The organism is Candidatus Pantoea edessiphila (assembly GCF_002933315.1).
Lineage (GTDB): Bacteria > Pseudomonadota > Gammaproteobacteria > Enterobacterales > Enterobacteriaceae > Pantoea_C.
The window spans coordinates 53,576-73,486 of sequence record NZ_PDKT01000003.1 but is presented as its reverse complement, the minus strand read 5'-3'; the positions used below and the strand labels follow the sequence as shown (position 1 = coordinate 73,486).

Here is a 19,911-nt window from a genome sequence, read left to right as displayed (position 1 = left end):
TAATATAGAGCACGTTTTTAAGGAATAGCTTTTTCTATTATACGCACTAATATCCAAGATTTATTTTTAGATAATGGACGGCATTCACAAATCTCTACAATATCATTAAGTTGACATATGTTTTCTTCATCATGAATATGTATAGTAGTAGTGCGTTTAATAAATTTACCATAGATAGTGTGCTTTATAAGTCGTTCAATAGCAATAACAGCAGATTTTTGCATTTTATTACTAATTACACGACCTTGTATTGTACGGATTTTATTAGTCATTACAAACAGCCTTTTCAGTCATTAAAGTTTTAACTCGTGCAATATTACGACGTACTTGTTTCAACAAACTCGTTTGCTGTAATTGACCAGATGCTGCTTGCATACGTAAATTAAATTCTTCACGTAATAAACTAAATAACTCAGTATTAAGTTCTTTAATATTTTTTTTACGCAGCTTTGTCACTTTCATTACATTACCGTTTTAGTTACAAAGATAGTTTTTATAGGTAGCTTTGCAGCTGCCAATTTAAATGCCCCACGGGCTAGTTCTTCATTTACACTACTATCTATTTCATAAAGAATTTTACCTGGTTGAATCATAGCAACCCAATACTCTACATTTCCTTTACCTTTACCCATGCGTACTTCTAAGGGTTTTTCTGTTATTGGTTTATCTGGAAATATACGAATCCATATTTTACCTTGCCTTTTAACAGCACGAGTCATAGCACGACGTGCAGCTTCAATTTGTCTGGATGTTATACGACCACGCTCAATCGCTCTTAAACCAAACATACCGAAACTAATTTCAGTTCTTGTAGCTAAACCACGATTCCTACCCTTCTGTACTTTACGAAATTTTGTGCGTTTTGGTTGTAACACAGCGACTCTCCTTACTTACGGTTTTTACGCTGTTGTTTTTTATTGTGATTTTTTTGTTCTAATTGTTCTATAGCAGTTATATTTCCTAAAATTTCACCTTTAAAAATCCATACTTTTACACCAATTACACCATACGTAGTATGCGCTTCAGCAATATTGTAATCAATATCAGCACGCAAAGTATGTAATGGTACACGTCCTTCACGATACCATTCCGTACGAGCTATTTCCGAACCTCCTAATCTACCACTAATTTCAACCTTAATACCTTTAGCACCTAAACGTATAGCATTTTGAACAGCTCTTTTCATTACCCTACGAAACATAACACGGCGTTCTAGTTGTGAAGTAATACTATTAGCTACTAATTTTGCATCTAATTCCGGTTTACACACTTCAGAAATATTAATTTGTGTAGGAACACCAGAAATATTTGCTATATACATCCGTAATTTTTCTACATCTTCGCCTTTTTTGCCAATAACAATGCCCGGACGAGCAGTATGTATAGTTACGCGTATACTTTTAGCTGGCCTTTCAATTACTATACGAGAGATTGATGCTTTAGCTAATTTTTTAATAAGGAATTGACGTACCTTATAATCATTTTCTAAATTGTTTGCAAATTCTTTTGTATTTGCAAACCAAGTAGAATTCCATGGTTTTACAATACCTAATCTCATCCCGTTTGGATGCACCTTTTGACCCATTACTAATACTCCGTATTTCAGCGATTAGATACAACTACAGTGATGTGGCTAGTACGCTTTGCAATACGATCTGAACGACCTTTAGCACGTAACATCATTCTTTTCATAGTAGGTCCTTCATCTACTGAAATTTTTTTAATTTTTAGTTCATCAATATCAGAACCATCATTATGTTCAGCGTTAGCAATAGCAGATTCTAGGACTTTTTTAACCAATGAAGCAGCCTTTTTATGATTGTATGATAAAATATTCAGGGCTTCTGATACCTTTTTACCACGAATCAAATTAACTACTAATCTTACTTTTTGAGCAGAAGAACGTGCACGGCGATATCTAGCAATACTTTCCACTTTTTCCCCCTACTTTATTTTTTAACTTTTTTATCTGATGTATGACCACGATAAGTACGAGTTGGAGCAAACTCACCTAATTTATGACCTACCATTTCATCTGAAATGAAAATAGGAATATGCTGACGACCATTATGAACAGCTATAGTTAGTCCAATCATTTTAGGAAAAATTGTTGAGCGACGTGACCAAGTACGTAAGGGTTTTTTATCACCATTTTCCACTGCTTTCTCTACTTTGTTAAGTAAATGTAGGTCTATAAAAGGACCTTTTTTGAGAGAACGTGGCATATGTGTGTATCCTTTATTATAATATTATTTATTGCGTCGATGTATGATAAATTTATCAGTACGTTTATTGTTACGGGTTTTTTTACCCTTAGTTTGCTTACCCCATGGAGTAACAGGGTGTTTTCCAAAATTTCGACCTTCTCCACCACCATGTGGATGATCTACTGGATTCATTGCTGTTCCGCGTACAGTAGGACGAATACCTCGCCAACGAGATGCACCAGCCTTACCAAAGGTTTGTAACATATGCTGAGCATTACCAACTTCTCCTATAGTAGCACGACATTGAGATTCAACTTTACGTATCTCTCCTGAACGTAAACGTAAAGTAACATAAGCATTTTCTTTTGCTACTATTTGGGCATAGGAACCAGCAGAACGAGCAAGTTGACCACCTTTACCTGGTTTCATTTCTACATTATGAACAATAGAACCCACCGGAATATTTTGTATTGGAAGTGTATTACCTAATTTAATTAAAGCATTAACACCTGATTGTATTTTATCACCAATTTTCAAACCTTTAGCAGCTAAAATATAACGACGTTCACCATCTTTATATAAAATTAAAGCTATATTTGCAGAACGATTCGGATCATATTCTAAGCGTTCTACTAATGCAGAAATATTATCTTTATTTCTATTAAAATCTATTAAACGGTAATTTTGTTTATGACCACCACCGATATGACGTGTGGTGATTCTACCATTATTGTTACGTCCTCCAGATTTAACCTTTTTTGCTAATAAATGAGTAAATGGTTTTCCTTTATAAAGAGATGAATCTACTACTTTTACCATATGCCTACGACCTGGAGATGTTGGCTTGCATTTAATAACTGCCATTATTATTGTATTTCCTTCCGATAATCTATTATTCAGAGCCGTTAATAAAATCCAAATTTTGGCCTTCTCTTAAAGTAATATAAGCTTTTTTCCAATCTTCATGACGGACAGCATGTTTTTTTTTATTTTTAATATTGCTAATTTTACCCTTAACAATTAAAGTATTAATAGATTTAATTTTAACTTCAAAAATATTTTCAACAGCTGAAATAATTTCTTTTTTATTAGCATCTTTAGCAACTTTAAGTACAATTGTATTTTTTTTCTTAACTAAAGAAGATGCTTTTTCAGAAGAATGTGGTTTGCGTATTACCTTAAAAAAACGTTCTTTATAAATCATTCTAACATATCCTCTATTTGTTTTATTGCATCAGCTGTTACAATAACTTTATCAGAAGCAATTAAACTCATGGGATCAATACTAAATGTAGTTTTCACATTAACCCTATATAGATTACGAGCAGATAAAAATAAATTTTTATCGAAGGTGCTAGTTATTATAAGAATATTTTTTGCTACTAAATCTTTTATCTTTTTTAACAATAATTTAGTTTTAGGTAATTCCACAATAAACCTATCAAAAATTATTAATCTATTTTGACGTATTAATTCAGAAAATATACTTTTTAATGCTCCTCGATACATCTTTTTATTAACTTTTTGATTATAACTTTTAGGTTTTGCTGCGAAAGTCACACCACCAGAACGCCAAATTGGACTTCTTAAAGATCCTGCACGAGCCCTTCCTGTTCCTTTCTGGCGCCAAGGTTTTTTGCCTGAACCACTTACTTCAGATCTGTTTTTTTGTGCACGACTTCCTTGGCGAGCACCTGATGCATAAGCTACAACTACTTGATGAATTAACGCTTCATTGAAAATTTGATTAAAAGTAGTTTCAGAAACGTTTACAGTACCCTGAGTATCTTGCAATACTAATTCCATTGCTACTCTCCTACATCTTAATAGCTGGTTTAATAATTAAATCACCGCCGATAGCACCTGGAACACCACCTTTAACTAATAATAAATTACGCTCAATATCAACACATATTACATCTAAACTTTGAATAGTTACGCGTTCTTTACCTAATTGACCTGCCATTTTCTTACCTTTAAATACTTTACCCGGTGTTTGATTCTGACCTATAGAACCAGGAACACGATGAGATAATGAATTACCATGCGCAGCATCTTGAGTACGAAAATTCCATCTCTTAACTGTACCAGCAAAACCTTTACCCTTAGATATACCTGTTATATCAACTTTTTTAAGACCACAAAAAAAATCTATGCTAATTTTTTGTCCTAAAGAATATACTTCATTTTTATCAAAACGAAATTCCCATAGACCACGACCAACTTCAACCATAGCTTTTCTAAAATGACCAACTTCAGCCTTGGTTGTATGATTTGATTTTTTGTTGCCAGTCGTAACTTGAATTGCCTGATAACCATCATTTTCAAGATTTTTAATTTGAATAACGTGATTGTCTTTAATTTCTATGACCGTTATAGGAACTGAAATACTTTCTTTGGTAAAAATGCGAGTCATTCCTATTTTTCTACCAATTAATCCAATCATCAATTCAACCTCTCTATCATAACAGATCAACCTAAACTGATCTGCACATCAACCCCGGCAGCTAGGTCTAGACGCATAAGAGCATCGACAGTTTTTTCAGTTGGTTCAACGATATCTACTAAACGTTGATGGGTACGAATTTCATATTGATCACGTGCATCTTTATTAACATGTGGAGAAATCGTAACAGTAAAGCGCTCTTTTCGGGTTGGTAATGGGATTGGACCACGAACCTGCGCACCCGTGCGCTTAGCAGTCTCAACTATTTCTGCAGTTGATCTATCTATTAAACGATGATCAAATGCTTTAAGACGTATACGGATTCTTTGGTTCTGCATGGACCAGAGCTCCCAAATTTCTATAAAATATAATTTAAATTAATTACTAATCGGAAAGATTGTAATCACCCTACATTACTGCATGTTAAAACTGTGTGTTAAAAGAAATATCACAAAAATTATCAATATCTAATTATCTGAAAACAGATTCAGACAACTATCGAGATATTATACGCATATTTATCAAATAATCAATAAGTATTATATTTTACTTTAAATGAATAATTATGTTATTTATACGATAAGCATACGAAAATGTTTTTGTATCTTTTAAAGATTAATACAATATATAAACTTAAATATTATATTGATTTAATTTAAATACAAATCTTATTATTCAAATAATTAATATAAAAATCTAAACTGTATTCATAATAATATACCAAATTATATTTAATATTATATATCTTTTAACTAAAAATTGATTATAGCGGCCGTTCCCACGGCCACTTAAAATTAATTAATAACCTTAGAAACAACACCTGCACCAACAGTTTTACCGCCTTCACGAATAGCAAAACGTAAACCTTCATCCATTGCAATAGGATGTATTAAAGTAACTAACATTTTAATATTATCACCTGGCATTACCATTTCTATACCCTCTGGAAGATCTATAGAACCAGTAACATCAGTAGTACGAAAATAGAACTGAGGGCGATAACCCTTAAAAAAGGGTGTATGACGACCTCCTTCTTCCTTAGATAAAACATAGACTTCTGATTCGAATTTAATATGTGGTTTAATAGTATTAGGTTTTGCTAGAACTTGACCACGTTGAATATCTTCTCTCTTAATACCTCTTAATAAAATACCACAATTTTCTCCAGCCTGTCCCTGATCTAATAGTTTACGAAACATCTCAACTCCAGTACATGTTGATTTTACAGTTGGTTTAATCCCTATAATTTCTACTTCATCACCAACTTTTATACTGCCACGTTCAACACGACCAGTGACAACTGTACCTCTACCGGATATTGAAAATACATCTTCAATTGGTAATAAGAAAGGTAAATCAATTGCACGTATCGGTTCTGGAATATAATTATCCAGGTAATTAGCCAATTCCATAATTTTATCTTCCCATTCTGATTCACCTTCTAATGCTTTCAAGGCAGAACCACGAATAATTGGAGTACTATCTCCTGGAAAATCATATTGTGATAATAAATCACGTACTTCCATTTCAACTAATTCTAACAGTTCTTCATCATCTACTAAATCACATTTGTTTAAAAATACAATTATATAAGGTACACCTACTTGACGGCCTAATAGGATATGTTCACGAGTTTGTGGCATTGGACCGTCAGTTGCAGCAACAACTAAAATTGCTCCGTCCATTTGTGCAGCACCAGTAATCATATTTTTTACATAATCAGCGTGACCAGGACAATCAACATGTGCATAATGACGAGTTAAAGTTTCGTATTCAACATGAGAAGTATTAATAGTTATGCCACGTGCTTTTTCTTCTGGTGCATTATCAATTTGATCAAAGGCACAAGCTTGACCACCGTATTTTTTAGATAAAACAGTTGTAATTGCTGCAGTCAAAGTAGTTTTGCCATGATCAACATGACCAATAGTACCTACATTTATGTGCAATTTATTTCGTTGAAATTGCTCTTTTGCCATGTCTAGATTCCTTAACTATAATATCTTTTATTTAAAAATAAACTTAGCTTTTATTTACCACGAGCTTCAATAATAGCCTGAGCGATGTTATTGGGCGCTTCGTCGTACCTCAAAAACTCCATGGAGTAAGAAGCACGACCTTTAGTTAATGAACGTAACTGCGTTGCATAACCAAACATTTCCGATAAAGGTACTTCAGAGTAAATAATTACACCCATTGAATTTGATTCTTGTCCCCTTAAAATACCGCGACGACTGCTTAAGTCTCCAATAACATCTCCTGTATTTTCTTCTGGCGCCTCGACTTCAACTTTCATGATTGGCTCAAGTAAAACAGGCTTAGCTTTTTTAAATCCATCTTTAAATGCTAGAGATGCGGCTAATTTAAAAGCCAGTTCTGAAGAATCTACATCATGATAAGAACCAAAGTGTAAACGTACACCTAAGTCAACTACTGGATAACCAGCTAATGGTCCTGATTTTAACTGTTCTTGAATACCCTTATCAACTGCTGGTATATATTCATTAGGAATAGTGCCGCTTTTAATATCATTAATAAATTCGTATTCTTTGTTTTTAGTTGCTAATGGGTAAAGATCAATTACTACATGACCATATTGACCACGTCCACCAGATTGTTTTATATATTTACCTTCAACATTTATAATTTTTTCACGAATTGTTTCCCTATAAGCTACTTGCGGTTTTCCTATATTAGCTCCAACATTAAATTCTCGTTTCATGCGATCAACTATTATATCTAAATGTAATTCACCCATACCAGCTACAATAGTTTGATTAGATTCTTCATCAGTCCAGACACGAAAAGATGGATCTTCTTTAGCTAAACGACTCAATGCTACACTCATCTTTTCTTGATCAACTTTAGTTTTTGGTTCAAGAGCAATCGATATAACAGGCTCAGGAAATTTTATGCGTTCAAGTACTATGGGTGAATTAGGATCACATAAAGTATCACCCGTCATTACATCTTTAAGTCCTATAGCAGCTGCTATATCTCCTGCTCGAACTTCTTTAATTTCCTCTCTTTTATTAGCATGCATCTGAACAATACGACCAAAACGTTCTCTGTGAGATTTAGCAGAATTTAATACAGCATCACCTGAACTAACTACTCCTGAATAAACTCGAAAAAATGTTAAATTACCAACAAATGGATCGGTTGCTATTTTAAATGCTAAAGCAGAAAATGGTTCTTTATCATTAGGTTGACGTATAATAATACTATCTTTGTTGCTATCTAATAATCCTTTAACAGCAGAAATATCTGTTGGTGCAGGGAGATATTCTATAACAGCATCCAACATAGATTGAACACCTTTATTTTTAAATGCTGAACCACAAGTAACTAATACTATTTCGTTTTTTAATACCCGTTTACGCAAAGAACATTTAATTTCTTCTTCTGTAATTATTTCACTATTAAAATACTTTTCCATTAATTGGTCGGATGATTCAACAGCTGAATCAATTAAATTTTGACGCCATTCTTTAGTTAAATTTAACATATTAGTTGGAATTTCTTTGTATTTAAATGTCAACCCTTGATCTTCATCATTCCAATAAATAGCTTTCATTTTAATTAAATCAATAATACCTATAAATTTTTCTTCAGAGCCAATTGGTAAATGTATAGGAATAGGATTAGCTCCTAATCGAGTTTTCAGCTGTTTAATAACATTTAAAAAATTAGCACCCATACGATCCATTTTATTAATAAATGCAATACGAGGAACTTTATATTTATTCGCTTGCCGCCATACAGTTTCTGATTGAGGTTGAACACCACCGACCGCACAGTAAACCATAACTACACCGTCAAGAATACGCATAGAACGTTCTACTTCTATGGTAAAATCAACATGTCCAGGAGTATCAATAATATTAATACGGTGAGGATCAAACTGATTAGCCATACCTGACCAAAATGTAGTAGTAGCAGCAGAAGTAATAGTAATACCTCTTTCTTGTTCTTGGGCCATCCAGTCCATGGTAGCTGCACCATCATGTACCTCTCCTATTTTATGATTAATTCCTGTATAAAATAAGATACGTTCAGTGGTAGTTGTTTTACCGGCATCAATATGTGCACTAATACCGATATTACGGTAATGTGTAATAGGTGTTATACGAGCCATTTAATTCCTCTGATTACAATACTGTCAAAGTAATTTGAGACAAGCAAATGTTTAAAATTTACTGTAATAACAAATTAAATATCTATTTTTTACCAACGATAGTGAGCAAATGCCTTATTTGCTTCTGCTGTACGATGAACTTCTTCGCGTTTTTTTACTGCTGTACCCTTGTTTTCTATAGCATCTGCAAGCTCATTTATTAATTTAAGAATCATTGATTTATCCGTTCTTTTTCTAGCAGCAGCTATTATCCAACGCATTGCTAACGCATTTCTTCTAACTGGACGTACCTCTACAGGTACCTGATATGTAGAACCTCCTACACGACGTGATTTAACTTCAATAACTGGACGTACATTTTCAAGAGCTGTTTCAAAAGTATCTATTTCATTTTTACTAAACTTCTTTGATAATGCTTCAAGAGCAGAATAAACTATAGATTCAGAAATAGACTTTTTACCATCTATCATTAAAATATTTATAAACTTACCTAATAATTCAGATTTAAATCTAGGATCGGGTAAAATTTTACGCTGACTTATAACACGACGACGTGGCATAAAAATGCTCCGTTTAATTTTTTTATTTTTAGTGATAATTAAAAATTAATTAATATTTTCTTAATTAAAAAAGTAAAATTAAGACTTTGGTTTTTTCATGCCGTATTTAGAACGAGATTGCTTACGATCTTTAACACCAGCACAATCTAAAGCTCCTCTAATTGTATGGTAACGCACTCCTGGTAAATCTTTAACTCGACCTCCACGTATCAGAACTACGGAATGTTCCTGTAGATTATGTCCTTCACCACCTATATAAGAAGTAACTTCAAAACCATTAGTCAACCTAACTCTACAAACTTTCCGTAAAGCAGAATTTGGTTTTTTTGGTGTAGTTGTATATACTCGAGTGCATACACCTCTTTTTTGCGGACACGATTCTAGTGCTGGTACATTAGTTTTAGTAGTTTTACGAATACGGGGTTTACGCACCAGTTGATTAATTGTTGCCATTACAATAGCTCCCAGATTTACTTTTTTAGCTTTATGATTAAATTATATTGATTGAACATAAAAAATAATTCAAAATCAATAAAATATTATTAAATTACCAAAGTATTTGTTGTTGATGTTTTTCTGTTAACTTAACAAAACCATTATAGTTCACTAAATTTACTTTAGTTGAAATTTGTTTAATTAACCCTCTTGCTACCAGATCTTCTTCTAATACCCATATCATAATGGATTTATTAGTTTCTAATATTTTCTCTATTATTAAATTACCTTGTATTGCACCTATAACGGCATCCTGTAATAAAAGAATATCATCTTCAATATTTATCATTAGTAATAGTGTATTAAAATCACTATAAGAAGGAGAATTCATTAAAGTATGAAGCATTTTTTTTAATTTCTAAAAGGTAAGTACATGATCATAACTCACTAATTTTTTACGTAGTGTTATTGAATCAATTATTTTAATGTCTAACATATGAAATTCTTCAATTGATAAACCACGTTCCATTAATGAATCTAAACATAAATAATATTTTTTAATATCATATAAATTCAAAACACAAAAAGTAGTAGCGTAATAACGATTGAAAATTATTTCAGGACGTTGATTAACATTTAGTTGTAATACACCATCACCAATAAAAAAAATTCCTATATCTTTACTTAATTTACCAACGGCTAGCGCAGCATTAAGTCCTTCTATACCTGCACTACTACCATAAGGCATATGGTAAAATATAAAAGCTACGCGATTCATTAAAATTGCACTACTCTGTCACAATCTAGAATTGATTCTGCAAACGATCTTAATCCGCTGAAATTAAAACCAGGTTGAAGATTACCTGATGAGCAATATCGATATTCAGCTTCTTGTGCATTTAATATACCACGATAAAAAGCTGATGAAATACATATGTTCAGAACAACACCCTCTTTTGTATTAAGATCTTGCCATGCTTGTATTAAGTTAAATTCATTTTTAGGAATTATGATAAATTGATTAGCATTTAACACACCTTCTCTATAGAAAAAAATGTTTTTTAACTTATGTCCTGCTTTTAAAATTGCACGAGAAAAAAGTAATGCACTAGTTGCATGCTGAGTACCAAATGGCGGTCCTGTTACTAATACATTATAATTCATTCAAAACTGATACCTTTTTAGTACATTGATTTTATAATAATTTTTCTAAAAAATAACAATTTATCATAAAAATATTTGTTAATTTAAAATATTACTTAATATTAAGTAATTTCAATATCAATATTGATTCATAAATATACCAAAAATCAATAATAATTTCAAAATAGACTATTCTAGTATCATATTTATGTAGTAGAATTTTTAATATTTTGTAATATTAAAATTATGTTTGATTATGGTATATCAAAAAAGCATATTTTTATTAAAATTATATTTTATGTAAACATTATTAGCAAGAATACGTAGTCATTATATACTACGTTAGATAAGTTAATAACGATGATTTATAAAAATAAATATTCGCTAGTATCATGTTTTTTGTATTGATTAAAATACAATCTTCCTTCCAGTTTTTAAAAATTTTGATTCTTAATAATTAATTTTAAATTCCATATTATAAAAATTATAAATAATAACCGATTTTAATAAATACAGTGATATCGATTTCAAGCAATAATATATTTACTTTTAATAAATATATTATTGCCTTAACAACAAACATCATTTAAATAGATTGTTTATTAAAATAATTAAACATTAATAGAAATGATTCATTTTGTTTCATATGATACAGAAATAATACTTAACAATAAAACACATAACATTACTATTAGATATTTATATTACTCATATCAAGTGGTATTTTACTAAGAATAAAAAATATTTTCAACACATATAATATTTATACATTGAAAAGAAAAATTTATAAATATTTTTAATTAAACATATAAAAATATTCAATCTTTTACAGATTGAATATTAATGATTTTATGATGAACTAGATAATAATCATGAATTATTAAAAAAATGACAATTCATATAATATCTTATACTAGAGAATAAATAGCAAGACATACTAACAATATTTTTATATTACTGTTAAAAAACAACATAATTTACTTTAAAAAAAATATTAGTTTGTAAAAGTAAATAATGTAATTTATTAATATTTAAGTTAAAAAATTATTAAATTACTATTAATGTTATACATATTTATAATCATTTTTATGATTATTTACTATTTGTTTATAAAAGTTACTATAATTATATTTAATTTATTTTTTAAATACTCTTATTCTTCATAGAATAGTTTCCGATGTCACTATTAATAAATGTGCTACGTTACTTATTATAAAAATTTAATAGTATTGTTTACAAATAAATAATGAAGAAGATCAATAGGATATTGTTGTATAAATAGATTCAGAATTATAAAATTAATTGTTAAATAACAAATACTATTATTATGTATCCAGCAATGACAAAAAAAACATATGAATTATTAAAATTTAATATAAATTTTTTATTAAAGATAAAGAGTTAAATTCTCATTACTTAACGTAAATAATAAATTATTTTCATCTTACCTATTTTAAGAATGATATACGAGGATATTATCGAATGGTTTTCGGCAAACCAAAAACAGACATTACAATTGAATGGTTTCTATCGCATTGCCACATCCATAAGTATCCTTCTAAGAGTACGCTAATTCATAAAGGAGAAAAAGCTGAAACTCTTTATTATATTTTAAAAGGATTAATTGTAGTCGTAATTAAAGATAAAGAAGGTAAAGAAATGATTCTTTCATATTTAAATAAAGGTGATTTTATTGGTGAAATAGCGTTTTTTAGCAAAAATCAAAACCGCAGTGCTTGGGTACGTGCAAAAACCGCATGCGAAATAGCCGAAATTTCTTATAAAAAATTTATTCAATTAATTCAATTAAATCCAGAAATATTAATGAGATTATCATCACAATTAGCAATGCGCTTGCAATCAACTTCTGAAAAAGTTGGTAACCTTGTATTTTTGGACGTAACTGGACGTATTACTCAAACACTTCTTAGTTTAGCTAAACAGCCAGATGCTATAACACATCCTGATGGAATGCAAATTAAAATTACTAGACAAGAAATTGGCCAAATAGTTGGTTGTTCACGTGAAACTGTAGGTCGTATTTTAAAAATTTTAGAAAATAAACAATTAATTTCTGCACATGGTAAAAAAATAGTTGTTTATGGCACTAGATAAATTAAATAACGGCATAAATTAAGATAGTATGCCGTTATTATCTTTTTATAAAATCGGAAAAATATATATTATGTTAACTTATAGATGATATTGCACTTAAAATACTAAAGATAATTTTATTTATTGGTAAATTTTGATGTATTTTAATTAAACTTATGATAATTATTTAAAATATAAATTCATATTTAAGTTAGATCAATATCTGCAATATTAACAACAAAACCCTATTGCTTCATAAACCTTTTTAATTGTTTTTTTTGCTTTGAATTCTGCCTTATTAGCACCTTCGTATATTACTTGTTTAAGAAATGATGTATTATTGCGATAATAATGGTAACGATCTTGAAGACTAGATAACATTAAAATAATTTCATTTGAAACAACAAGCTTTAGTTGGCTATACATTTTTCCTTTGAAATCTTTTTCTAAATCTGTGATATCTTTTCCTGTTATTGCCGATAGTATATCTAATAAATTGGAAATACCAGCTTTTTGTTTGATATCATAACGAATTATAGGAGGATTGTCAGAATCAGTAATTGCATGCTTGATTTTTTCTGTTATCGATTTTGGATCTTCTAAAAGACCAATAATATTATTATTATTCAAATCTGATTTAGACATTTTTTTATTTAATTCTGTAAGAGACATAATTTTTGCACCAGTTTTTGGAATCATGGGTTCTGGAATACTAAAAACATCTCCATAAATATTATTGAAACGTTGTGCAATACGACGACTTAGTTCTATATGTTGTTTTTGATCTACGCCAACAGGTACTTGATTAGTTTGATATAATAATATATCAGAAGCCATTAATATTGGATAATTGAATACACCTGCATTTATGTGATTTTCATAAATAAGTTTATTTTTAAACTGTGTCATGCGACTAAGTTCACCAAAATAACAAAAACAACTCAAAATCCAATTTAGTTGAGTATGTTCTACTACTTGAGATTGAAGAAAAATAATACTTTTATTCGGATCAATACCACATGCTAAATATAGAGCTAATGTATCTAGAACTGAATTTTTCAATATATTTGGATCTTGACGAACAGTTAAGGTATGTAAATCTACAACACAATATATACAATCAAACTTATCCTGTATTTGAACCCATTGACGGATCGCACCTAAATAATTACCTATAGTTAACTGACCAGATGGTTGAACAGCACTAAAAACTGTAAATTTTTCCATAATTAAATCCTAATAATTAGGGAAACAAAAACTAACTCAAAAATAAATTCATGATGTTTCTATTTCTTTACGCATATCATTGATAACTGTTTTATAATCATGACTATTAAAAAGAGCGGATCCTATAACAAACATATTAGCTCCAAATTTAGAAATTTGACCAATATTGTCTATTTTTATACCACCATCTACTTCAAGTATGATATCACATCCACTATTATCTATTTTTTTTCGTGCTTCACTTATTTTTTTCAATGTATTAGGAATAAAACACTGATTGCCAAATCCTGGATTTACTGACATCAATAAGATTATATCTAATTTATCCATTACATAATCAAGATAATTAAGTGAAGTAGTAGGGTTTAATGCTAATCCAGCCTTGCAACCATTTTCTTTGATTATTTGTAATGTTTTATCAATGTGTTCACTAGCTTCCGGGTGGAATGTAATATAATTAGAACCTGCCTGAGCAAAAATAGGTATTAATGTATCTACAGGTTTTATCATCAGATGCACATCGATAGGTACAGAAATACCATGTTTACGTAAAGATTGTAAAACTATTGGGCCTACAGTAAGATTAGGTACATAGTGATTGTCCATAACATCAAAGTGAATTACATCTCCTCCAGATATTAAGACTTCTTCAATATCTTTACCTAAATTAGCAAAATTAGCTGAAAGTATTGATGGAGCTAATAAATATTTTTTCATCTAAATATCCTAGTTAAATCAATATTTGAATTAAACTAATTAAAAATTATTGATTTTTTAGTAAAGAAAAAACCATATAAAATTCGAATTTTTAATATAACATTACAATTTAATATTTATAACATGATATCATCAATTGGATTCTATTCTTATAGAATAAGTAATTAATTTTATTATTAATCAATTATTTATTCTATAGGTAGTTTTTGAAAATTTTTAATGAAACAAAATAATTATTTTAAAAATACATAGAAATTGCACACTAAATTTCTATTTGGTACTAGAATACAATAATATGAAACAATTAAATAATTTTCGATTAATTATAACTAACTATTAAATAATTAGTTAATTAAAATAAATAATGAAAAATGTTTACTTTAATCAAATTCACTTTGCATTATATTCCAATATAAAAAGTTTTTATGTTACATGTAGTTGGAATAATGATCCAAATGATAAAAAATAATCTAAACTAAAATAGATAATTAGTTTATTAAGTTATATTTATTAATTCATCTAATTATTATTCAATAATTAACAGATATTTTGACACTTGTTGATTACATCTAATACTAATTCATAAGGTATATTGTTTTTTACCTCAGCGACACCAATTGATGAAGGCAAAATTAACTTTAATTTTCCTGATATTACTTTTTTATCACGTATCATATAAGGTAAATAATCTTTAGACATCATTTCTACAGGACCATATATTGGTAATTTAGCACGTTGTAGCAAATTAATAATTCTATTAATATCTTTCGTATTAAATTGTCCTAAACGTTCTGATGTACGTATAGCCATTACTATACCAACAGATATAGCTTCACCATGCAGCCATGAACCATAACCCATGTGTGCCTCAATAGCATGTCCGAATGTGTGACCTAAATTTAAAATTGAACGACGACCAAAATCATATTCATCATTAGATACTATATCAGCTTTTAATTCACAGCATTTACTAATACAATAAGAAATTGTATCTTTATTTAATGCCATTAGCAAATCAATATTTTTTTCAATCCACTGAAAAAATGAAGCATCTAAAATAATTCCATATTTAATTACTTCCGCTAATCCTGAACTGAATTCACGTGGAGGCAAAGATAATAAAAAATTAGTATCTATAATTACTGATATAGGCTGATGAAATGCGCCTATCATATTTTTGCCTAACATATGATTTACGCCTGTTTTCCCACCTACAGAAGCGTCTACTTGAGCAAGTAAGGTTGTTGGTATTTGAATAAAGCGCACACCTCTTTGATAGATAGCGGCAACAAAACCAGTAATATCACCGATAACACCTCCTCCAAATGAAATTAAAGTAGTATTACGATCATGTGATCTTTTTAGCAAAATACCTATTATATAATTAATAGTTTCAAGAGTTTTATATTGTTCACCATCAGCTATGGTTATATAATCGACCTCTATTTTTGATTTTTTCATTAATGATATAAATTTATTTAAGTACATGGGAGACAAAGTTTGATTAGTGATTATCATAGCATTATCACCAGGTCTTAAAGGTAAAAAAGAACATATATCATTAAATCTATCAGAAGATATAATAATTTTATAACTTCTCTTTCCCAATGAAATATTAATTTTTTTCATATAAAAAACCTATTTTGATTTTTATATTATTTCTTTTTCTAACATATGAATAATTTGATTTGCTACAATTTTTGTGCTTTGATGATCAGTGCTAACTGTAATATCAGCTATTTCTCTGTATAAAGGATTTCGTTCTTGGGCCAAAGTAGTAAGTATTTGAATAGGTGATAAATTTACTTGTAATAAAGGACGTTTTTTATCACGTTGTGTACGTGATAACTGTTTTTCTACTGTTGTTTCTAAATAAACAATTATACCACGAGCAGACAGACGATTACGAGTTTTTTGTGATTTTATAGAACCTCCTCCAGTTGCAAGAATAATACCTTGCTTTTCAGTGAGTTCATTTATAATTTTTTCTTCTCGATCACGAAAACCGTTTTCTCCTTCAACATCGAAAACCCATGTTATATCTGCTCCAGTACGTCTTTCAATTTCTTGATCTGAATCAAAAAAATCCATATTTAGCTGATTAGCTAAATGACGGCCAATCGTGCTTTTTCCAGCACCCATTGGTCCAACTAGAAAGATATTACGTTTCTCTGCCATTTTTTTTGATATTATATAAAGGTTTGTTAATGATATCCAGCATATATAATTGCTGGTAAGATAAAAGAATTGAAATACAATTATTGTCAAAAATTTTTACCATTTTTGAAAAAAATTGAATCTATTCTGTTAATCAGTTCAAATTATCTATGAATAAAGTTAATCATTTGAAATGACTCACAGTTCTTTATTATGACATATTGATTTTTATATTCATAGCATTATTTATAAAATATTAATTTTTTATAAGTTTTGTTTTGAATATATATTCAATAATATAAATAAAAAATAACAAGAAAATACTAGTTTTATTTTATCAATACATTGTTATATTAATATTAACCATATATAATCTATATTTTTGCGAATATAATTAATAATATGACATATAAAAAGCTATGTTATAATATTATTTTAGTTGGAAATTCAAATAAAAATATTTATTTTGTAAAGTATTATTTATATTTTATGTATTAGGAAACAATTAATAATTAATACGGCCCTTTTTTATTAAACTTTCTCGTATAAGAAATAAAGCACTTACATTACGTGCTTCACAAAAACTTGGTTCTGTTAATAATTTCATCATCTTATCTATAGGCCATTGATGTTTTATCATGAATTCTGGTTCATCTCCTTGTAATTTTTTTTCATAAAGATCTTCAGCTAATACGATATTATTGATACTGTAAAGATAAGATGGCGCAATAGTCAATTTACCAACTATTTCTAGTTTAGTGGAACCAAACCCTATTTCTTCTTTAAGTTCACGATTTGCAGCTTCTTGTATTGATTCACCTGAATTAATTAGACCTTTAGGGAAACCAAGTGTATAATCTTCCAGACTGACTGCATATTCTTGAATCAAGATTAAATGATTATTGATAACAGGTACAATTATAACTGTTTCAAGATTAGATGATTTAATGCGTTCATAAACACGATGCTTACCGTTGTTAAAAATTAAATCTACTGATTGGATTTTAAACAATTTAGAGTAAGCTACAGTTTTTACATTAATAATTTTAGGTTTTTTGATTTTTTTCATTTTTAATATTAAAATTTATAATATTGCTAGTTTAATGATAAAATAAATTATCAGTTCATACTTTGTTTGTCTGTTAAAAACGAACCTATAATTAAAAGTAATCAATTCATATTAATTTTTATCGTATTTTAATGTTAAGTAATAATAAATATTATATTTTAATTTCTTATTTATATTAAAAATTCAGAAATATATTTACAAAATGTATCAGGATGAGAAACAAAAGGAGCATGTGCTGCTTTTTTAATAATCATAGAAGATGATGCTGGAATTAGTTTATCTATCATTGGTACGATATCGCGAGGTACTAAACTATCTAGAGCACCATAAATACGTAAAAACGGTATTTTAATTGATACTAATTCTTTGCGCATATCTGTAACAATTAATATTTTTAATCCATCATTCAGTACTTCACTGGATGGAATAGGTTGAGTAAATATCGCTTTTTTTAATTTTAATATATCTAAATTGAGTTGTTTCGAACTTGATGTTTGCAATATTAAAAAACGTTCTACCGATCGCTTTAAATTTTTCTGAAAATAATATTGGAAATTTTGCAATACTTCCAATTTTATACCTGGCCAAGAATCTGTAGCAATAAATTTAGGTGATGATGATACGGTGATAATGCCACCTAGATTTATTGACTCAATCAAAGCTAATTTCATAGCTACTAACCCTCCTAAAGACCAACCAATCAAAACTGCTTTAGGAGGTATAAATGGTATTAGACTTTTCGCTAAATCATTTAAATTTAAATTATTAAAACTTTGACTACGTCCATAACCTGGTAAATCAACTAAATGTAAGCGAAATTTTTTTCTTAAAAAAGGTATAATACAATTCCATACTTCTGAATTAAGTGCCCATCCATGTATTAAAACTAGATCTATATTGCCTTTTCCACAAGTATACCAATACATTTAAATAATCATTGAAAGTTAAAATAAATTAATTAATGCTACATTGATAATTTTATTTTTACAATGACAAATTTTCACTAAATAATTATTTATTATTTATATTATATAAAATATAATACATAATTTTAATGTGTCATTTATGCATTAAAATAAATATACTCATAATTAATTTAACTTAATATATAAACATTGAGTAATGTAAAATGATTAAAATAAGTAATTCTGCAAAAAAACATTTTTTAAAATTACTAAAAAAACAAGAACATGGTACACAAATTCGTATATCTGTAACTAATCCTGGTATGCCTAATGCTGAATGTAGTGTTTCTTATTGTCAATTACATAATATTAGAGATACAGATACTGAATTGAATTTTGAAAATTTATCTGTTTATATTGATCCATTAAGTTTACCGTATTTAAAGGCAGCAGAAATAGATTTAATTGTTGACAAATTTGGATCTCAATTAACTTTAAAAGCTCCAAATGCTACTAAAGAATATAAACTACCTGAAGATGCACCAATTAATAAACATATTGAACGTTTATTACAAACACAGATTAATCCAAGATTATCTGAACACGGAGGGTACGTGTCTTTAGTTGAAATTACTGAAGATAGCTATGCTGTACTTAAATTTGGAGGAGGATGTAATGGATGTGCAATGATTAATTTTACATTACAGGATAGTGTAGAAAAAGAACTATTATCAGCTTTTCCATCTTTAAAAGGTGTTATTGATGTTACTGAACATTTGCATGGAAGACACTCCTATTTTTAATGTAAAGATT

At 29.0% G+C, this 19,911-nt stretch carries 26 protein-coding genes; 2 read left to right on the top strand and 24 right to left on the bottom strand.

The window, feature by feature from the left end; all coding sequences use genetic code 11:
* Positions 1-17: 17 nt before the first annotated feature.
* The 18 genes from rpsQ to tusD form a co-directional block, all read right to left on the bottom strand.
* Positions 18-272 (bottom strand): 30S ribosomal protein S17, encoded by a 255-nt coding sequence (gene rpsQ, locus CRV12_RS02755; protein ID WP_136131115.1) that lies wholly within the window; start codon positions 270-272, stop codon positions 18-20.
* Positions 265-462 (bottom strand): 50S ribosomal protein L29, encoded by a 198-nt coding sequence (rpmC, locus tag CRV12_RS02750; protein WP_136131114.1) that lies wholly within the window; start codon positions 460-462, stop codon positions 265-267. The genes rpsQ and rpmC overlap by 8 nt, the downstream gene beginning before the upstream one ends.
* Complete coding sequence (gene rplP / locus CRV12_RS02745; RefSeq protein WP_136131113.1) at positions 462-875, bottom strand: 50S ribosomal protein L16; 414 nt, start codon at positions 873-875, stop codon at positions 462-464. Before rplP ends, rpmC begins: the two co-directional genes overlap by 1 nt.
* An 11-nt stretch (positions 876-886) precedes the next feature.
* A complete protein-coding gene (gene rpsC / locus CRV12_RS02740) occupies positions 887-1,585 on the bottom strand; it encodes a 30S ribosomal protein S3 (protein WP_136131112.1) in 699 nt (232 codons plus the stop codon).
* Positions 1,586-1,602: 17 nt separating this feature from the next.
* Positions 1,603-1,935: a 50S ribosomal protein L22 gene (gene rplV, locus CRV12_RS02735; protein WP_136131111.1), complete on the bottom strand. Its 333-nt coding sequence runs from the start codon at positions 1,933-1,935 to the stop codon at positions 1,603-1,605.
* Between the two features lie 14 nt (positions 1,936-1,949).
* Positions 1,950-2,225: a 30S ribosomal protein S19 gene (gene rpsS, locus CRV12_RS02730; protein ID WP_136131110.1), complete on the bottom strand. Its 276-nt coding sequence runs from the start codon at positions 2,223-2,225 to the stop codon at positions 1,950-1,952.
* 24 nt (positions 2,226-2,249) lie between these two features.
* Complete coding sequence (gene rplB, locus CRV12_RS02725) at positions 2,250-3,071, bottom strand: 50S ribosomal protein L2 (RefSeq protein WP_136131109.1); 822 nt, start codon at positions 3,069-3,071, stop codon at positions 2,250-2,252.
* A 28-nt stretch (positions 3,072-3,099) separates the two neighbouring features.
* Positions 3,100-3,411 (bottom strand): 50S ribosomal protein L23, encoded by a 312-nt coding sequence (rplW, locus tag CRV12_RS02720; RefSeq protein ID WP_136131108.1) that lies wholly within the window; start codon positions 3,409-3,411, stop codon positions 3,100-3,102.
* Complete coding sequence (gene rplD, locus CRV12_RS02715) at positions 3,408-4,013, bottom strand: 50S ribosomal protein L4 (protein ID WP_136131107.1); 606 nt, start codon at positions 4,011-4,013, stop codon at positions 3,408-3,410. The genes rplW and rplD overlap by 4 nt, the downstream gene beginning before the upstream one ends.
* A gap of 10 nt (positions 4,014-4,023) precedes the next feature.
* Positions 4,024-4,653, bottom strand: a complete 630-nt coding sequence (gene rplC / locus CRV12_RS02710) for a 50S ribosomal protein L3 (RefSeq protein WP_136131106.1) — start codon at positions 4,651-4,653, stop codon at positions 4,024-4,026.
* Between the two features lie 26 nt (positions 4,654-4,679).
* Positions 4,680-4,991: a 30S ribosomal protein S10 gene (gene rpsJ / locus CRV12_RS02705; protein ID WP_136131105.1), complete on the bottom strand. Its 312-nt coding sequence runs from the start codon at positions 4,989-4,991 to the stop codon at positions 4,680-4,682.
* 456 nt (positions 4,992-5,447) lie between these two features.
* Entirely contained in the window at positions 5,448-6,632 is a 1,185-nt protein-coding gene (gene tuf, locus CRV12_RS02700; RefSeq protein WP_136131104.1) for an elongation factor Tu, read from the bottom strand.
* 50 nt (positions 6,633-6,682) lie between these two features.
* Positions 6,683-8,791 carry an elongation factor G gene (gene fusA, locus CRV12_RS02695; protein ID WP_136131103.1) on the bottom strand — a complete coding sequence of 703 codons (2,109 nt, stop codon included), beginning with the start codon at positions 8,789-8,791 and terminating at the stop codon, positions 6,683-6,685.
* 89 nt (positions 8,792-8,880) lie between these two features.
* Complete coding sequence (gene rpsG / locus CRV12_RS02690; protein ID WP_136131102.1) at positions 8,881-9,351, bottom strand: 30S ribosomal protein S7; 471 nt, start codon at positions 9,349-9,351, stop codon at positions 8,881-8,883.
* 78 nt (positions 9,352-9,429) lie between these two features.
* Positions 9,430-9,804, bottom strand: a complete 375-nt coding sequence (gene rpsL, locus CRV12_RS02685) for a 30S ribosomal protein S12 (RefSeq protein WP_136131101.1) — start codon at positions 9,802-9,804, stop codon at positions 9,430-9,432.
* 94 nt (positions 9,805-9,898) lie between these two features.
* Positions 9,899-10,192 carry a sulfurtransferase complex subunit TusB gene (gene tusB / locus CRV12_RS02680; protein ID WP_136131100.1) on the bottom strand — a complete coding sequence of 98 codons (294 nt, stop codon included), beginning with the start codon at positions 10,190-10,192 and terminating at the stop codon, positions 9,899-9,901.
* A 12-nt stretch (positions 10,193-10,204) separates the two neighbouring features.
* The gene (gene tusC, locus CRV12_RS02675; protein WP_136131099.1) at positions 10,205-10,564 is read right to left on the bottom strand and encodes a sulfurtransferase complex subunit TusC; all 360 of its coding nucleotides are present in this window, start codon (positions 10,562-10,564) and stop codon (positions 10,205-10,207) included.
* Positions 10,564-10,950, bottom strand: coding sequence for a sulfurtransferase complex subunit TusD (gene tusD, locus CRV12_RS02670; protein WP_136131098.1), 387 nt, complete (start codon positions 10,948-10,950; stop codon positions 10,564-10,566). The genes tusC and tusD overlap by 1 nt, the downstream gene beginning before the upstream one ends.
* 1,461 nt (positions 10,951-12,411) lie before the next feature.
* Between tusD and crp the strand changes: the two genes are divergently transcribed.
* Entirely contained in the window at positions 12,412-13,044 is a 633-nt protein-coding gene (crp, locus tag CRV12_RS02665) for a cAMP-activated global transcriptional regulator CRP (protein WP_136131097.1), read from the top strand.
* Between the two features lie 210 nt (positions 13,045-13,254).
* On the opposite strand, the gene trpS is transcribed toward crp, so the two are convergent.
* The 6 genes from trpS to bioH form a co-directional block, all read right to left on the bottom strand.
* A complete protein-coding gene (gene trpS / locus CRV12_RS02660; protein WP_136131096.1) occupies positions 13,255-14,250 on the bottom strand; it encodes a tryptophan--tRNA ligase in 996 nt (331 codons plus the stop codon).
* 48 nt (positions 14,251-14,298) lie between these two features.
* Entirely contained in the window at positions 14,299-14,967 is a 669-nt protein-coding gene (rpe, locus tag CRV12_RS02655) for a ribulose-phosphate 3-epimerase (protein ID WP_136131095.1), read from the bottom strand.
* A 537-nt stretch (positions 14,968-15,504) separates the two neighbouring features.
* Positions 15,505-16,596 carry a 3-dehydroquinate synthase gene (gene aroB / locus CRV12_RS02650; RefSeq protein ID WP_136131094.1) on the bottom strand — a complete coding sequence of 364 codons (1,092 nt, stop codon included), beginning with the start codon at positions 16,594-16,596 and terminating at the stop codon, positions 15,505-15,507.
* A 21-nt stretch (positions 16,597-16,617) separates the two neighbouring features.
* A complete protein-coding gene (gene aroK, locus CRV12_RS02645) occupies positions 16,618-17,145 on the bottom strand; it encodes a shikimate kinase AroK (RefSeq protein WP_136131093.1) in 528 nt (175 codons plus the stop codon).
* 484 nt (positions 17,146-17,629) lie between these two features.
* Positions 17,630-18,193, bottom strand: a complete 564-nt coding sequence (nudE, locus tag CRV12_RS02640; protein ID WP_136131092.1) for an ADP compounds hydrolase NudE — start codon at positions 18,191-18,193, stop codon at positions 17,630-17,632.
* 170 nt (positions 18,194-18,363) lie between these two features.
* Positions 18,364-19,119, bottom strand: a complete 756-nt coding sequence (gene bioH / locus CRV12_RS02635) for a pimeloyl-ACP methyl ester esterase BioH (protein WP_241973768.1) — start codon at positions 19,117-19,119, stop codon at positions 18,364-18,366.
* 203 nt (positions 19,120-19,322) lie between these two features.
* On the opposite strand from bioH, the gene CRV12_RS02630 reads away from it, so the two are divergent.
* Positions 19,323-19,901 (top strand): NifU family protein, encoded by a 579-nt coding sequence (locus CRV12_RS02630; protein WP_136131091.1) that lies wholly within the window; start codon positions 19,323-19,325, stop codon positions 19,899-19,901.
* The last annotated feature ends 10 nt before the right edge of the window (positions 19,902-19,911 follow it).

Coding starts and splice junctions, on each gene's coding strand:
- rpsS (WP_136131110.1), bottom strand. CDS start 2,225: ATGCCACGTTCTCTCAAAAAAGGTCCTTTTATAGACCTACATTTACTT.
- rplD (WP_136131107.1), bottom strand. CDS start 4,013: ATGGAATTAGTATTGCAAGATACTCAGGGTACTGTAAACGTTTCTGAA.
- rpsJ (WP_136131105.1), bottom strand. CDS start 4,991: ATGCAGAACCAAAGAATCCGTATACGTCTTAAAGCATTTGATCATCGT.
- fusA (WP_136131103.1), bottom strand. CDS start 8,791: ATGGCTCGTATAACACCTATTACACATTACCGTAATATCGGTATTAGT.
- tusB (WP_136131100.1), bottom strand. CDS start 10,192: ATGCTTCATACTTTAATGAATTCTCCTTCTTATAGTGATTTTAATACA.
- rplB (WP_136131109.1), bottom strand. CDS start 3,071: ATGGCAGTTATTAAATGCAAGCCAACATCTCCAGGTCGTAGGCATATG.
- tuf (WP_136131104.1), bottom strand. CDS start 6,632: ATGGCAAAAGAGCAATTTCAACGAAATAAATTGCACATAAATGTAGGT.
- bioH (WP_241973768.1), bottom strand. CDS start 19,119: ATGTATTGGTATACTTGTGGAAAAGGCAATATAGATCTAGTTTTAATA.
- tusD (WP_136131098.1), bottom strand. CDS start 10,950: ATGAATTATAATGTATTAGTAACAGGACCGCCATTTGGTACTCAGCAT.
- rplW (WP_136131108.1), bottom strand. CDS start 3,411: ATGATTTATAAAGAACGTTTTTTTAAGGTAATACGCAAACCACATTCT.
- CRV12_RS02630 (WP_136131091.1), top strand. CDS start 19,323: ATGATTAAAATAAGTAATTCTGCAAAAAAACATTTTTTAAAATTACTA.
- rpsC (WP_136131112.1), bottom strand. CDS start 1,585: ATGGGTCAAAAGGTGCATCCAAACGGGATGAGATTAGGTATTGTAAAA.
- rpsG (WP_136131102.1), bottom strand. CDS start 9,351: ATGCCACGTCGTCGTGTTATAAGTCAGCGTAAAATTTTACCCGATCCT.
- rpsL (WP_136131101.1), bottom strand. CDS start 9,804: ATGGCAACAATTAATCAACTGGTGCGTAAACCCCGTATTCGTAAAACT.
- rplC (WP_136131106.1), bottom strand. CDS start 4,653: ATGATTGGATTAATTGGTAGAAAAATAGGAATGACTCGCATTTTTACC.
- trpS (WP_136131096.1), bottom strand. CDS start 14,250: ATGGAAAAATTTACAGTTTTTAGTGCTGTTCAACCATCTGGTCAGTTA.
- tusC (WP_136131099.1), bottom strand. CDS start 10,564: ATGAATCGCGTAGCTTTTATATTTTACCATATGCCTTATGGTAGTAGT.
- rpe (WP_136131095.1), bottom strand. CDS start 14,967: ATGAAAAAATATTTATTAGCTCCATCAATACTTTCAGCTAATTTTGCT.
- rpmC (WP_136131114.1), bottom strand. CDS start 462: ATGAAAGTGACAAAGCTGCGTAAAAAAAATATTAAAGAACTTAATACT.
- nudE (WP_136131092.1), bottom strand. CDS start 18,193: ATGAAAAAAATCAAAAAACCTAAAATTATTAATGTAAAAACTGTAGCT.
- crp (WP_136131097.1), top strand. CDS start 12,412: ATGGTTTTCGGCAAACCAAAAACAGACATTACAATTGAATGGTTTCTA.
- aroB (WP_136131094.1), bottom strand. CDS start 16,596: ATGAAAAAAATTAATATTTCATTGGGAAAGAGAAGTTATAAAATTATT.
- aroK (WP_136131093.1), bottom strand. CDS start 17,145: ATGGCAGAGAAACGTAATATCTTTCTAGTTGGACCAATGGGTGCTGGA.
- rpsQ (WP_136131115.1), bottom strand. CDS start 272: ATGACTAATAAAATCCGTACAATACAAGGTCGTGTAATTAGTAATAAA.